Origin of the sequence: Qipengyuania flava (assembly GCF_011762005.1) — a bacterium.
Classification (GTDB): Bacteria; Pseudomonadota; Alphaproteobacteria; order Sphingomonadales; family Sphingomonadaceae; genus Qipengyuania; species Qipengyuania flava.
This window is the reverse complement of record NZ_JAASQU010000001.1, coordinates 1078341-1091459: the sequence shown is the minus strand read 5'-3', so window position 1 is coordinate 1091459 and position 13119 is coordinate 1078341. Positions and strand designations below refer to the sequence as shown.

Genomic DNA, 13119 nt, shown 5'->3' with positions numbered 1-13119 from the left:
ACTGCCGGGGCGATGCGCGAGCCATACAGAAGCACGGGGGCGAAAGCAATTGCAGCCGCGCGGCGCGATGGGTAGCTGGCGCGCGATGGATTTCCCCGCCGCCCAACCGCATCCGCTGACCGCGCAGCAGGCCGATCTCGCCGCGCTTGCCGAGCGTTCCCGGCAACGCTTCCTGTCGCGCGCGCAGGGCGCCGATTTCTCGTCCAACGACTATCTCGCGCTGGCGGGCGATCCGCGTCTCGGGCAGGCCATCACCGATGCGCTGGCGCGCGGGGTTCCCGTGGGCGCGGGCGGGTCGCGATTGCTGCGCGGCAATCACGAAGAACATGAATTGCTCGAAAGCGAGGCCGCGGTTTTTTTCGGCTGCGAAAGCGCGCTGTTCCTTGCGAATGGCTATACCGCCAACAGCGCCTTGCTGGCGACGTTGCCGCAGCGTGGCGACGCGATCTTCCATGACGCGCTGGTGCACGCGAGCGCGCATGAAGGCATGCGGCTGGCCCGCGCCGAATGTGTCGCCGTCGCGCATAATGACGCCGATGCCTTTGCCGATGCGCTGCGACGCTGGCGGGCCGACAATGCGCGCGGAACCGCTTGGATCGCGGTTGAGTCGCTCTACAGCATGGACGGCGACCGCGCGCCGCTGGCCGAACTGGCCCAGATTGCCGATCGATACGGTGCGGTGCTGCTGGCGGACGATGCGCATGCCACCGGCGTTTTCGGTGCCGGGGGGCGCGGTCTGGCGGCAGAGCTGGACGGGCGCGAGAACGCTATCGTGCTGCGTACCTGCGGCAAGGCGCTGGGGGCGGAAGGCGCGCTTCTGTGCGGCCCGCGGATCATGCGCGACCATCTCGTCAACCGCGCGCGCAGCTTCATCTTCTCGACTGCGCCGTCGCCGCTGATGGCCGCCTGCGTGCGCGAGGCCCTGCGCGTGCTGGACGACGAGCCCCAGCGGCGCGCGCGGCTTGCAGATCTGATCGCTTATGCGGAGGAGGCACTCGGTCCGCTCGGAGTGACGCGGAGCGGCTCGCAGATCATGCCGCTGGTGGTGGGCGAGGACGCGCGTACCATGGCACTCGCGCGGCGCCTTCGCGAGGCGGGCTTCGATATTCGCGGCATCCGTCCGCCCACCGTGCCTGCGGGCACCAGCCGCCTGCGCATCTCGCTCACGCTCAATATCGGCAAGCCGCAGATCGATGCGCTGGCCACCACGCTTTCGGAGTTTCTCGCATGACCGCGTTCGTCGTTACCGGCACCGACACCGATGTCGGCAAGACCGTCTTCGCCGCTGCGCTGACCGGCGCGCTCGACGCGCATTACTGGAAGCCGGTGCAGGCGGGGCTCGACGAAGGCGGCGATCGGGCGCAGGTCGCGCGCCTGACAGGGCTGCCCGAAGCCCGGGTGCTGCCCGAAGCCTATCGCCTCGTAACGCCGTGTTCGCCGCATCGCGCCGCAGAGATCGACGGCATTGCGATCGACCCCGAACGCCTTGCGCTGCCAGCACAACGTCCGCTGGTGGTCGAAGGCGCGGGCGGGGCGCTCGTCCCCCTCGGCGGGGGGGTACTTTATGCCGATATGTTCGCGCGCTGGGCGCTGCCCGCCATTGTCGTCGCGCGCACGGCACTCGGCACGATCAACCACTCGCTGCTGACGATCGAGGCGCTGCGTGCGCGCGGCGTGGCGGTGCACGGCGTCGCCTTCATCGGCGGTCCGGTGGAGGACAGCGAGGCGACGATCTGCCGTTTGGGCAATGTCCGCCGGCTGGGCCGATTGCCGATACTGCCGACGCTTGATGCGGAAACGCTGTCCGCCGCCTTTGCCGACAATTTCGACCTGGACGATTTCGCATGACCCAATCCCCCGTCTGGCATCCTTTCACGCAGCACGGTCTCGGTGATCCCGTCCCGCTGGTCACGCATGCCGAGGGCGCCGCGTTGTACACCGAGGACGGACGCCGGATCGTCGATGCGATCTCGAGCTGGTGGGTGACCACGCATGGCCATTGCCACCCGCGCATCATGCAGGCGATCGCCGATCAGGCGCAGCGGCTCGACCAGATGATCTTTGCCGGCTGGACGCACCAGCCCGCCGAAGACGTGGCGCATGAATTGCGCCGCATCCTCCCCGATGCGCTCACCCGCGTGTTTTTCTCCGACAGCGGGTCGACCGCGGTCGAGGTCGCGCTCAAGATGGCGCTCGGTTACTGGGCGCATCGCGGCGAGGCGCGCAGCCGGATCGTGGTGATGGAGCATTCCTACCATGGCGACACGATCGGCGCGATGTCGGTCGGCGCGCGCGGCGTGTTCAACGCCGCCTATGCGCCGATGCTGTTCGATGTCGGGCGAGTGCCATTTCCCGCCGAGGACCCGCAACCCACACTTGACGCGCTGGAGGCAGAATGCGCTGCAGGCGCGGCGGCATTCATCGTCGAGCCGCTGGTGCTGGGGGCAGGGGGCATGCTGATGTATCCGCCCGCAGTGCTAGCCGAGATGAGCGCGATCTGCGCCGCGCATGGCACGCTGTTCATCGCCGACGAGGTCATGACCGGATGGGGCCGCACGGGCACGCTGACCGCCTGCGAGCAGGCCGGCGTAGTGCCCGACATCATGTGCCTGTCGAAGGGGCTGACCGGGGGCGCGATACCGCTCGCGGTGACGATGGCGAGCGAGCCGATCTGGGAGGCGCATTATTCGACCGACCGCACGCGGACCTTCTACCATTCGTCGAGCTACACTGCCAATCCGCTGGCCTGCGCCGCAGCGGTCGCCAATCTGGCGATCTGGCGCGAAGAACCCGTGCGCGAACGTGTCGCAACGCTGGCAGAAAAGCAGCAGACGCATCTCGATGCGCTGTCGGGACATGCCATGGTGCGCAATGCCCGGCGCTGCGGCACGATCGCCGCGCTCGAACTGGGCGATCCGGCGGGGAGCTATCTTTCCGAACTCGGACCGCGGCTGTTGCGCCGGTTCCGCGAGGCGGAGCTGTTGCTGCGCCCCCTCGGCAACACCGTCTACGTCATGCCGCCTTATTGTATCGAGGATGAAGACCTGGCGCGCATCTGGGCCGAAATCGGCGCCGCGGCGGACGATCTGGCGACGCAATAGTCGGCCGCGCGCTGGTAGGAGCGGCGAGGCAAGTTTTCTACGATTGGCCGGGGTAGCGAAGTGGTGCCCAGGGGCGGAGTCGAACCACCGACACGACGATTTTCAATCGTCTGCTCTACCACTGAGCTACCCGGGCACACTGCTTCGGCGAGAGGGGCCGGTGCGGCCCCGCGAGCAATGAGAGCGCGCCTATGGCGAAGCTGGCACGCCTTGGCAAGGGGGGAATTTCACTCTTCCGTCCCGCGCGTCACTTCGGCGGCAATTTCCTCGGGCAGCGCAGCGCGTCCGGGCACCGAATAACCATCGCCGAACCATTGCGAGAGGTCGCGGTCGCGACACCGGCTCGAACAGAAGGGCGCGTATCGGTCCGCCTCGGCACCATCCTGCGCTTGCCATTGGTCGCGCGGTTTCTTGCAGATCGGGCAGGGGCGGGGCTTACTCGTCATGCGGCACGATCTGGGCGGTGGCCGCGTGGATCGCAAGCCCCGGGTCGGTCTCTATCCGCACCGGGCGCGCGGTGCGCCGTTCGAGTTCGCGCAGCCATTCGTCCTTTAGCTTGGCGGCAAGCGCGGGATGGACGCGGAGCAGCGTCATGCCAGGGCCTTCGACCCGCTCGGCACGCCGCAGCGCCATGCGCGCCGCCGCGCCCACGCGCGCGGTTGCGAAACGGTGCAGCAGCGACGGCCCTTCCAGCCGCGCGACGATCTGCACGAAGCCGAAGCCGTTCATCGCGGTGCGTTCATGCGGCCAGCCGTCGAGCGCTGCCGCCAGTGCTTCGTCCACCGCCCTGCGATCGGCCTTCGCCTGCAGGGTGGGAAAATCGATCCCGATCGAACCGCCGAGATCGAACAGACGCAGCCAGCGTGCGATTGCGGGTGCTGCGGCCACCGCCAGTTCGCGCGGAGGCAGGTCGCCATCGATATCGATCAGCGTCATTGCCGGGGTCACGCTGAACAGCAGCGCTCCGCCCGCGAAAGGCACTTCGCCCGAAGAAGCCGCATCCCAGATGTCCTCCCACGCGCCTGAGGGCAACTGCCGTACCGTGTCGCCCAGCGCAAAGACATCATCGGCCTGGACCGACCTGCCAGGATCGGATTCCTCGATCACCCGCGCCTGCGCGCGCTTGAAGCGGCCACGTTCCGCAATCGCTGCGCGTGTCACGACCAGTGGCAGGCGCGCGCCTTCGGTAAAGCCGGCAGGGATGCGGTCGACCAGCAATTCGATGCCATTGTCCGTCCGCGCGAGGCCGCGGCTGCGCCCGGCCGGCTTGGAGTACAGCGCTGCCGAAACAGGGGTGCCGACCGGCAAATCGCCCGGCCAGCGCAGCTTCGCCGCGAGTGTTTTCTCTCCGTCGACCAGCAGGGCGCGGCTTTCGCCGATGCCATGCTCGACCTGCCACTCAGGCAATGTCGAATCCGGCGGATTTGAGCAGTGTACGCGTCTCGTAGAGCGGCAAGCCGACCACGCCCGAATGGCTGCCCTGGATACGCCGGATCAGCCCTTCGGCGATGCCCTGGATGGCGTAACCGCCTGCCTTGCCTTCCCATTCGCCACTGGCGAGATAGGCGTCGATTTCCTCGCGCGAGAGGCGCTTGAAGATGACCACGGTCTCGTTCAGCCGCTCGCGCAGGCTGCCGTCGGGTGCGCGCAGCGCGACAGCCGACAGCACGCGGTGGCGACGGCCCGACAGCAATTCGAGACAGCGCCGCGCGGTCGCTTCATCCTCGGCCTTGGGCAGGATTCGGCGGCCGGCGCAGACCACCGTGTCGCCCGCCAGGACATGGCCATCGTCCGAGGCTGCCGCTTCGGCCTTCTCGCGCGCCATGCGCCGTGCGTAGTCGCGCGGCAGCTCGTCCTTGTGCGGGGTTTCGTCGATATCGGCAGGATTGATCGCAGCCGGCTCCACGCCGAGGCGCGCGATGAGTTCGCGCCTGCGGGGACTGGCCGATGCGAGGATAAGCGTGGGCTGGCCCACCGTGGGTTACTGCGGGCCGGGGCCGCCGCGACCGGGCATGAAGCGGTAGGTGATGCGCGCCTTGGTCAGATCGTAGGGCGTGAGTTCGCAGAGCACTTCGTCGCCGACCAGCACCCGGATGCGGTTCTTGCGCATCTTTCCGGCCGTGTGGCCGAGCACTTCATGGCCGTTCTCGAGCTCGACGCGGAACATCGCATTGGGAAGCAGTTCAACCACCCGCCCGCGCATTTCGAGAAGTTCTTCTTTCGCCATGTAGTTCCTTGGATCGTGTCGTTGGTCGATTTGTGTCGCGCGCCCATAGCCGCAGTAGTCGAAAAAGGGAAGTCCGGCGTTAATCGCCACGCAAGGCCGGTGCGACACTTTGTTACGCGACGCTTCTTGCCCGTCGGTCGAAGCTCGTCCAGCAGCAAGGGCGGGGGGAGGACACAGGCTCAAGAACTAGGATTGCAAGCTTTCTCATGCATTTGTTCCCTCGGATATCTGCCATTGCGCTGACAGTTGCGCTTGCCACGCCTGCCCTTGCACAGGATGCCGAGCAGTCACCTGCTACCGGCCAGGCGCCCGATAGCGGCGAAGCTTCTTTGCCCGACAACGCCATCGTCGTTACCGGCGAACGTATCCGCGGGCAGGTCGAAACCGATGTCCCGCCCGTGGTCGAACTCAATGAGGCGGATATCGCCGCCTATGGTGCGGATTCGCTGGCCGACCTGATCGAACAGCTGGCGCCGCAGACCGGTTCGGCCAGCGGCCGTGGCAGCGGGCGCCCCGTGTTCCTCGTCAACGGTCGCCGGGTTTCGGGTTTCCGCGAGTTCCGCCGCTATCCGCCCGAAGCGATCGTGAAAGTGCAGGTCTTTCCCGAAGAGGTGGCGCTGCAATATGGCTATCCCGCCGACCAGCGGGTCATCAACTTCATCCTCAAGGACAATTTCTCCAGCCGCGAGGTTGAGCTCGAATACGGTCAGCCGACGCGCGGAGGCCGGTCGAACGGCGAAGTCGAATTCTCGCAGCTGACGATCAATGGCGGGAACCGCCTGTTGTTCGGTGCCGAATTCAACACGTCATCGCTGCTGACCGAGGTCGAGCGCGACATCATCCAGACCGAGAGCAATACGCCTACCGTAGCGGGCGACCCCGATCCGGCCGAGTTTCGCAGCCTCGCGTCCGACAGCGAGAGCATTGAACTCGAAACCACCTGGAACACGACTTTCGGCGAGGGCGCACGCGTGCCCAGCCTGTCGCTCAACGCCAATCTCGATCGCAGTTTCTCGCGCTCGCTCTCGGGACTCGATACGGTCCTGCTGACCGATCCGGACGGAAATTCCCAGCTGCGTGCGATCGACGACGACTCGATCACGCGGCGGACCAAGTCGACCACCGCTTCGCTTGGCAGTTCATTCAACGCCCCGATCGCCGATTGGGATCTGGCCCTCACGGTGGATGCGACCCGCGGGTGGAACACCACGCGGACCGACCAGCGACGCGACACAAACGCACTCGTGGAGGCCGCGGCCGCGGGTGAAATCGACATTGCCGGCGATCTCGGTTCGCTGCCGACCGGCGGGATCGAGCAGGCCGACAGCAGGACCTATACGCTCGACAGCCTGCTCACGCTGACCGGGCGACCGATCCTGCTGCCCAGCGGCGAGGTCAACGTCACCGCGAAGGCAGGCTTCAATCTCGACGGGATCGACAGCGAAGACACGCGCAATCCCGGAGTCGAAACCTCGCTTGATCGACGTGAATTGCTGGCGGGGCTCAACCTGGCCATCCCGCTCGCCAGCGCGCGCGAGGATTTCCTCGCGCCGCTGGGCGAACTGACGCTCGATCTCGGCGGCGGGGTCGAGGACCTGTCGGACTTCGGCTTGCTGACCAACTGGAACGCTGGGCTCAACTGGCGCCCATCGGACAGCCTGTCACTGCAGGCCAGTTACGGAATGCGCGAACAGGCGCCGGGGATCGCGCAGCTCGGCAACCCGCAGATCGTCGACGTCAATCAGCCAGTCTATGATTTCGCGACGGGAGAGACCGTGCTCGCCAATGTCGTGACGGGAGGCAACCCCAACCTGCTGGCCGAGACTCAGCGCGACATCAAGCTAGCGGCCTCTTACGATTTCGACCTGTTCGACCGGTCGAATTTCCGCGTCGAGTACGTCCGCAATCGGTCGGATGACGTGACCGAAAGCTTTCCGCTGCTCACCCCCGCAATCGAGGCGGCGTTCCCCGACCGCGTCACGCGCGAGAACGGCCAGCTGGTCGAACTCGACAGGCGCGCGGTCACCTTTGCCGAGCGCGGTTCGTCGCGCATTCGCTACGGCTTCAACTTCTTCGGCCGTGTCGGCTCGGAATCGGAAGGCGGTTCGCGCGGTGGGCGTGGCGGGATGATGGCGCGGATCGCGTCCGCAGCCCGAGGTTCGAGCTCTCAAGGCGAGGGCCAGGGCCAAGGGCAAACAGGTGGCGCGCCCGATCGCGCGCGTTTCCAGCAGATGCGCGAACAGTTCTGCTCATCCGAGGGTCAGCCCGATATCTCGCAGCTGCCGGAACGGATGCAGCAGCGCCTGCGCGGCGAGAATGGCGAGGTCGACCCGGCGCGTGTGGCCGAGGCGCGCGAGCGTATCTGCAGCGCCGAGGGTGCACGGAACCGTGAAGAGATGGACGCTGCGCGCATACGGCTATGCACCGGCTGGAATGCGACCGATCCCGCCGCTTCGACCCCGGTCGACCTCGCGGCCTTGCCCGAGCGCGTGCGTGAACGGCTCGCGGGCCCAGATGGCCAGGTCGATCCCGAGCGGCTGAACCAGCTTCGTGCGCGCGTCTGCGCCGCTCCCGATGGCGAAGGTCGTCCGGGCGGTCAGGGCGGCGATGCTGGGGATCCGCCACCCGCGGATAACGAAGCGCGTGGCGGCGGTGGCCGCGGTCGTAGCGGTGGCGGGGGCCCGGGTGGCCCCGGTGGCGGCCAGGGCCGCTGGAACCTGTCGGTCTATCACACGATCGAACTGGAAAATTACGCAGTCATCGCGGACGGCATACCGCAACTCGACCTGCTCGACGGCGATGCGCTGAGCGGCAGCGGGGTAAGCCGGCACAATGTCACGATGGAGGGCGGGCTGTTCCACAACGGTCTCGGCGCGCGCCTGTCGGCCAATTACGCCAGCGGATCGCAAGTCGACGACCTCAGCTTCCACGACCTCGCGACCTTCGACCTGCGATTGTTCATGAACCTCGAACAGCAGCAATGGCTTGCGGGCGAGGATCCCGGTTTCCTCAAGGGCGCGCGGCTCTCGCTGCGAGTGGACAATCTGTTCGATGCGCATCAGCGCGTGACCGACGAGACCGGCACGGTGCCGCTGAGCTACCAGCCGTGGCTGGTCGACCCGCTGGGCCGGACGTTCGAGATCGAATTCCGCAAGGTCTTCTGATTGACCGCGACGGGCGGGGCGCGGCGGGCAATCCGGCTAGAGCGCTTCGCCCGCAGCGACCCCGCTGGCCCAGGCCCACTGGAAATTATAGCCGCCCAGCCAGCCTGTGACATCGACGGCCTCCCCGATCGCGTAAAGGCCGGGCACGCGCCTGGCTGCCATCGTCTTGGAGGAGAGCTCGGCCGTGGCGATCCCGCCCACCGTGACTTCGGCCTTGGCGAATCCCTCGGTCCCATTGGGCTGGAAGGTCCAGCGCGTCAGCCGTTCGCCCGCCGCGCGCAAGGCCTTGTGGGGCGCATTGCCGAACTCGACCTCCAGACCCAGCCGGTCGGCCAGGATATCGGCCAGCCGTGCGGGCAGGCGATCGCGCAGCCAGCCCCGCAGCGTTGCACGTGGGGTTTCGCGTTTGGCCTCAAGCAGGAAGTCGCCGCTTTCCTCGGGCAGGAAATCGATGAACAGCGGCTCGCCCGGCCGCCAGTAGGAACTCGCCTGCAGGATCGCGGGACCCGACAGCCCGCGGTGCGTAAACAGCGCCGCCTCAGCAAAGCGCGCCTTCCCCGCGCTGGTCACCACCGGCGCGGAAACCCCGGAGATGTCGCGGAACAGCACTTCCTCGCCGCCCAGCGTCAGCGGCACCAGCGCTGGGCGCGGTTCGACGATCTTGAGGCCGAATTGGCGTGCGAGATCATAGGCATAGCCGGTCGCGCCCATCTTCGGGATCGAGGGGCCGCCGGTGGCAATTACCAGCGACGGCGCGCGACAGGTGCCCGATTGCGTGGTGACGGTGAAACCGTCGCCCCGTTCGACCGAGACGACTTCCTCGCCGCAGCGGATTTCGACGTCACCCTTCGCGCATTCGTCGAGCAGCATCGCCACGATCTGCTTGGCCGAACCGTCGCAGAACAATTGGCCCAACGTCTTCTCGTGCCAGGCGATGCCATGGCTTTCGACCAGTTCGAGGAAGTCCTGCGCGGTGTAGCGCGCCAGCGCCGATTTGGCGAAATGGGGGTTGGCGGACAGGTAGTTCGCCGGGCCTGCGCCGATATTGGTGAAATTGCAGCGCCCGCCGCCCGAGATCAGGATCTTCTTGCCCGGCTTCTCCGTGCGTTCGAGCACCAGCACGCGGCGCCCGCGCTGCCCCGCACGCGCCGCGCACATCAGGCCCGCGGCCCCGGCGCCCAGGACGATCGCATCGAATGCTTCGGCCATCTATGCCTCGTCGAGCGGGTACTCGGGCTTCTGCCGCGCCGCGATGAAATAGAGCAGCGTGCCCGCTATCAGCAGCCCACCGAAAACCAGCCACGACTGCGCTTGCGCCTGCGCAGAGATGAACAGCGAACTGGCAACCGCGAAGATTACACAGAACAGGTGCAGCGGGACGATCCGCCCCTCGCGGTGTTCGAGTACCGGCAGCGCGCAACTGGTCACGACATAGGTCACCAGCCGTACCAGCGTACCGGCGATAGCAAGCACTTCGAAACCCTCCCACAGGCCGAACAGCACCGCGGCCACGCCGTAGAACAGGATCGCGTTGAAGGGCGTAAGGAAGCGCGGATGGACATATTCGAACCATCGCGGGAGCATGCCGCGCTCGGCCATGCCGTACATCAGCCGCGGCTGCGCCACGCCGCTGGCGAAATTGTTCGCGCCGATGCTGAAGCTGGCCGCAACGACGATCGCCAGCGAACCCAGCTGCCCCATCGAAGCGCCCGCCACGCCCGCCAGCGCATTGTCCTCGCCCGCAAATTCCGGGCCGATCGCGTTGAATGCCCAGATGATGGCCATGTAGAGCAGCGTCACCCCGCTCACCATCGTCACGATCGACAGCGGAACGTCGCGCTTGGGATGCTTGAACTCGCCCGCCGCCTCGACCACGCCCTCGAAGCCGATGAAGGCATAGAAGGTCAGCAGGATGACCGTTTCGACCTGGCTGAACTGCGGCAGCGTCACTGCACCGGTATCGCCGCCTGCGAAGAGCGCGGAGACGATCAGCGCGCCCAGCGGCAGCAGCTTGATCGCGGTCATCACGCCCAGCGTGCCGACCGAGGCGCGCATGCCATAGAGGTTGACGATGGTGATCAGGGCCAGTCCGATGCCCGCCGCGACCGGCGTTACCCCGGGCTCGCCCAGCCATGGGAAGATCGCGGCGAGATAGGCGATCATGACATGCATGTTGGCCGCCGCGGTCACGATCGCGCTGGCATAGCGCGCCCAGCCCGCCTGGAAGCCGACGAAGCGCCCGAAGGCAGCTTCGCCATAAAGCACCGATCCGCCACTGTGTTCGAACCGGCTCGCCATCCAAGCATAGCACAGCGCCAGCGGCAGGAAGAGGATCCCGCCGACCAGCATCATCCACGGGGCGAAATTGCCCACTGCCGCCACCAGCACGGCGGGCAGCGCGAAAATGCCCGCGCCGATCATCCCGTTGAGCGGGAACAGCGAGGTGCCCCAGAAGCCGACCGTGCGCGGCGGTGCAATTTTGGTTGGGTCCATCGCCCGGGGGATGGCGGCAAAACCGGCTTTGCACAAGCCGATGCGGCGCACTATCTCCGATCGCATGTCGCGCACGAAAGCCGGTTCCCCGCATGATCCGAGAGGCAAGGAGCGGTTCCACGAGGAACGCGCGACCAAGACCGTGGCCGGTGCGCAACCCGATCTTGAAGCCGGCATCACCGCGATCCGCGAAACGGTGAAGACGCTCAAGCCGCGGCCCGGGGTTTACCGGATGCTCGATGCGCGCGGCGATGTGCTTTATGTCGGCAAGGCGCGCAGCCTCAAGGCGCGGGTGGCCAATTACACGCAGATCAAGGGGCTTTCGAACCGCATCCAGCGGATGGTCAGCCAGTGCCGCGCGATGGAAATCGTGGTCACCAATTCGGAGGCGGAGGCGCTGCTGCTCGAAGCGCAGTTGATCAAGCGCTACCGCCCGCCGTTCAACGTGCTGCTGCGCGACGACAAGAGCTTCCCGTTCATCCTGCTGCGCGCCGACCATGCCTTCCCGCGGATCCAGAAACACCGCGGCGCGCGCAAGGCCAGGGGCAATTACTACGGGCCCTTCGCCAGTGCCGGGTCGGTCAACAAGACGCTCAACGCCTTGCAGAAACTGTTCCTGCTGCGCAGCTGCACCGACAGCTTCTTCAACAATCGCGACCGCCCCTGCCTGCTCTACCAGATCAAGCGCTGCAGCGCGCCCTGCGTCGGGCGGATCGACGAGCCCGGGTACGAGAAGCTGGTGCGCGAGGCGAAGGACTTCCTCGGCGGCAAGTCGAGCGTGGTGCAGCAGGATCTCGAAAAGCAGATGGCCAAGGCGGCCGAAGACCTCGATTTCGAGACCGCTGCGATCCTGCGCGACCGGCTGCGCGCGGCGACCTTCATCCAGGGCAGCCAGGCGATCAACGCGCAAGGCGTGGGTGATGCCGATGTCTTCGCGCTCGCCGCCAAGGGCGGGCAGGTGGGCGTGCAGGCTTTCTTCATCCGCGGCGGGCAAAACTGGGGCCACCGCACATTCTACCCGCGCAATACGGGCGAGCTCGAGAAAGAAGAGGTGCTCTCCGACGTATTGCTGCAATTCTACGAAGAAGTGCCGCCGCCGCGCACCATCCTCGTCGACCGCGCCTTGCCCGAACAGGACCTCGTTGCCGAGGCGCTGTGCGAGAAGGCGGGGCACGGCGTGGCGATCTCGATCCCGCAGCGCGGCACGCGGCGCAAGCTGATGCAGCAGGCAAGCCGCAACGCGGTCGAGGCGCTCGACCGGCGGCTGGCCGAAACCGGCACCAAGGCGAAGGTCCTGCGCGAACTCACCGAATTCCTCGAACTGGAAGAGGTCCCGCAGCGGATCGAGGTCTATGACAACAGCCATATCCAGGGCGACAAGGCGCTGGGCGCAATGGTCGTCGCCAGCCCCGAAGGCTTCGAGAAGGGCCAGTACCGCAAGTTCAACATCAAGACCGCGCAGACCAATGACGATTTCGCCATGATGCGCGAGGTGATGGAACGCCGCTTCCGCAAGCTGGCCGAAACGGGGCGCGATCTCGACGCGCGCACCGAGGGCAAGGGGCACGAGGCGATCTGGCCCGACCTGGTGCTGATCGATGGCGGGAAGGGGCAGATGTCGAGCGTGCGCGACACGCTGGAGGAAATGGGGATCGAGGACGTTCCGCTGATCGCCATCGCCAAGGGCCCGCATCACGGGCGCGAGGGGCGCGAGGTGTTCCATTTCCCCGACGGGCGCGAGAAGACCCTGCCGGTCAACTCGCCGCTGCTGTTCTACCTCCAGACGCTGCGCGACGAAGTCCACCGCTACGCCATCGGCGCCCACCGCGCCAAACGCAGCCGCGCCATCACCGCCTCACCGCTCGACGAAATCCCCGGTATCGGCCCCTCGCGCAAACGCGCGCTGCTGCTGCATTTCGGCACCGCGGGGAAGGTGAGGGCTGCCGCACTGGACGACCTCAAACGCGCGCCCGGCATCAGCGCAGGCGTGGCGCAGCAGGTGTATGATTTCTATCATGCGGGGGGGTGAGGGTTGGTAGGGCGCCTTGCGGCTTGATCGCGGGCGGTACAAATCCCTCATCGACCACAACGTCACCCCGGACTTGATCCGGGGTCGGGGCTTCCTTCGGCAGCG

At 66.7% G+C, this 13119-nt stretch carries 11 protein-coding genes and 1 tRNA gene; 5 read left to right on the top strand and 7 right to left on the bottom strand.

Going from position 1 to position 13119, the window contains the following annotated elements:
* Positions 1 to 67 precede the first annotated feature (67 nt).
* Genes FHS69_RS05385 through FHS69_RS05375 form a run of 3 tightly spaced genes read left to right on the top strand, consistent with a single transcriptional unit; the run spans position 68 to position 3101 of the window.
* A complete protein-coding gene (locus FHS69_RS05385; RefSeq protein ID WP_243844530.1) occupies positions 68 to 1231 on the top strand; it encodes an 8-amino-7-oxononanoate synthase in 1164 nt (387 codons plus the stop codon).
* Positions 1228 to 1848 (top strand): dethiobiotin synthase, encoded by a 621-nt coding sequence (gene bioD, locus FHS69_RS05380; protein WP_166776816.1) that lies wholly within the window; start codon positions 1228 to 1230, stop codon positions 1846 to 1848. The genes FHS69_RS05385 and bioD overlap by 4 nt, the downstream gene beginning before the upstream one ends.
* Entirely contained in the window at positions 1845 to 3101 is a 1257-nt protein-coding gene (locus tag FHS69_RS05375; RefSeq protein WP_166776815.1) for an adenosylmethionine--8-amino-7-oxononanoate transaminase, read from the top strand. Before bioD ends, FHS69_RS05375 begins: the two co-directional genes overlap by 4 nt.
* Before the next feature lie 61 nt (positions 3102 to 3162).
* Here the strand turns inward: FHS69_RS05375 and FHS69_RS05370 are convergent.
* The 5 genes from FHS69_RS05370 to infA all read right to left on the bottom strand — a co-directional run bounded on the left by FHS69_RS05370 (position 3163) and on the right by infA (position 5328).
* Positions 3163 to 3237: transfer RNA gene (locus FHS69_RS05370), tRNA-Phe, on the bottom strand.
* A 91-nt stretch (positions 3238 to 3328) separates the two neighbouring features.
* Positions 3329 to 3547: a DNA gyrase inhibitor YacG gene (locus FHS69_RS05365; protein ID WP_067469364.1), complete on the bottom strand. Its 219-nt coding sequence runs from the start codon at positions 3545 to 3547 to the stop codon at positions 3329 to 3331.
* On the bottom strand, positions 3537 to 4508 hold the full coding sequence (locus FHS69_RS05360) for a ribonuclease E/G (protein ID WP_166776814.1): 972 nt from the start codon (positions 4506 to 4508) through the stop codon (positions 3537 to 3539). The genes FHS69_RS05365 and FHS69_RS05360 overlap by 11 nt, the downstream gene beginning before the upstream one ends.
* Entirely contained in the window at positions 4501 to 5076 is a 576-nt protein-coding gene (locus FHS69_RS05355) for a Maf family nucleotide pyrophosphatase (RefSeq protein ID WP_166776813.1), read from the bottom strand. The genes FHS69_RS05360 and FHS69_RS05355 overlap by 8 nt, the downstream gene beginning before the upstream one ends.
* A gap of 6 nt (positions 5077 to 5082) precedes the next feature.
* On the bottom strand, positions 5083 to 5328 hold the full coding sequence (gene infA / locus FHS69_RS05350; protein ID WP_007163491.1) for a translation initiation factor IF-1: 246 nt from the start codon (positions 5326 to 5328) through the stop codon (positions 5083 to 5085).
* Positions 5329 to 5534: 206 nt separating this feature from the next.
* On the opposite strand from infA, the gene FHS69_RS05345 reads away from it, so the two are divergent.
* Positions 5535 to 8492, top strand: a complete 2958-nt coding sequence (locus FHS69_RS05345; RefSeq protein ID WP_166776812.1) for a TonB-dependent receptor plug domain-containing protein — start codon at positions 5535 to 5537, stop codon at positions 8490 to 8492.
* 36 nt (positions 8493 to 8528) lie between these two features.
* Here the strand turns inward: FHS69_RS05345 and FHS69_RS05340 are convergent, their stop codons facing one another.
* Both FHS69_RS05340 and FHS69_RS05335 read right to left on the bottom strand, forming a co-directional pair.
* On the bottom strand, positions 8529 to 9701 hold the full coding sequence (locus FHS69_RS05340) for a BaiN/RdsA family NAD(P)/FAD-dependent oxidoreductase (protein WP_166776811.1): 1173 nt from the start codon (positions 9699 to 9701) through the stop codon (positions 8529 to 8531).
* Positions 9702 to 10985 (bottom strand): APC family permease, encoded by a 1284-nt coding sequence (locus tag FHS69_RS05335; protein ID WP_166776810.1) that lies wholly within the window; start codon positions 10983 to 10985, stop codon positions 9702 to 9704.
* 64 nt (positions 10986 to 11049) lie between these two features.
* On the opposite strand from FHS69_RS05335, the gene uvrC reads away from it, so the two are divergent.
* Positions 11050 to 13014 (top strand): excinuclease ABC subunit UvrC, encoded by a 1965-nt coding sequence (uvrC, locus tag FHS69_RS05330; protein WP_208380089.1) that lies wholly within the window; start codon positions 11050 to 11052, stop codon positions 13012 to 13014.
* Positions 13015 to 13119: the final 105 nt, after the last annotated feature.

What these genes read in the sequence shown, in the direction of transcription:
- FHS69_RS05385 (WP_243844530.1), top strand. Translation starts at nt 68, where the DNA reads ATGGGTAGCTGGCGCGCGATGGATTTCCCCGCCGCCCAACCGCATCCG.
- bioD (WP_166776816.1), top strand. Translation starts at nt 1,228, where the DNA reads ATGACCGCGTTCGTCGTTACCGGCACCGACACCGATGTCGGCAAGACC.
- FHS69_RS05375 (WP_166776815.1), top strand. Translation starts at nt 1,845, where the DNA reads ATGACCCAATCCCCCGTCTGGCATCCTTTCACGCAGCACGGTCTCGGT.
- FHS69_RS05365 (WP_067469364.1), bottom strand. Translation starts at nt 3,547, where the DNA reads ATGACGAGTAAGCCCCGCCCCTGCCCGATCTGCAAGAAACCGCGCGAC.
- infA (WP_007163491.1), bottom strand. Translation starts at nt 5,328, where the DNA reads ATGGCGAAAGAAGAACTTCTCGAAATGCGCGGGCGGGTGGTTGAACTG.
- FHS69_RS05345 (WP_166776812.1), top strand. Translation starts at nt 5,535, where the DNA reads ATGCATTTGTTCCCTCGGATATCTGCCATTGCGCTGACAGTTGCGCTT.
- FHS69_RS05340 (WP_166776811.1), bottom strand. Translation starts at nt 9,701, where the DNA reads ATGGCCGAAGCATTCGATGCGATCGTCCTGGGCGCCGGGGCCGCGGGC.
- FHS69_RS05335 (WP_166776810.1), bottom strand. Translation starts at nt 10,985, where the DNA reads ATGGACCCAACCAAAATTGCACCGCCGCGCACGGTCGGCTTCTGGGGC.
- uvrC (WP_208380089.1), top strand. Translation starts at nt 11,050, where the DNA reads ATGTCGCGCACGAAAGCCGGTTCCCCGCATGATCCGAGAGGCAAGGAG.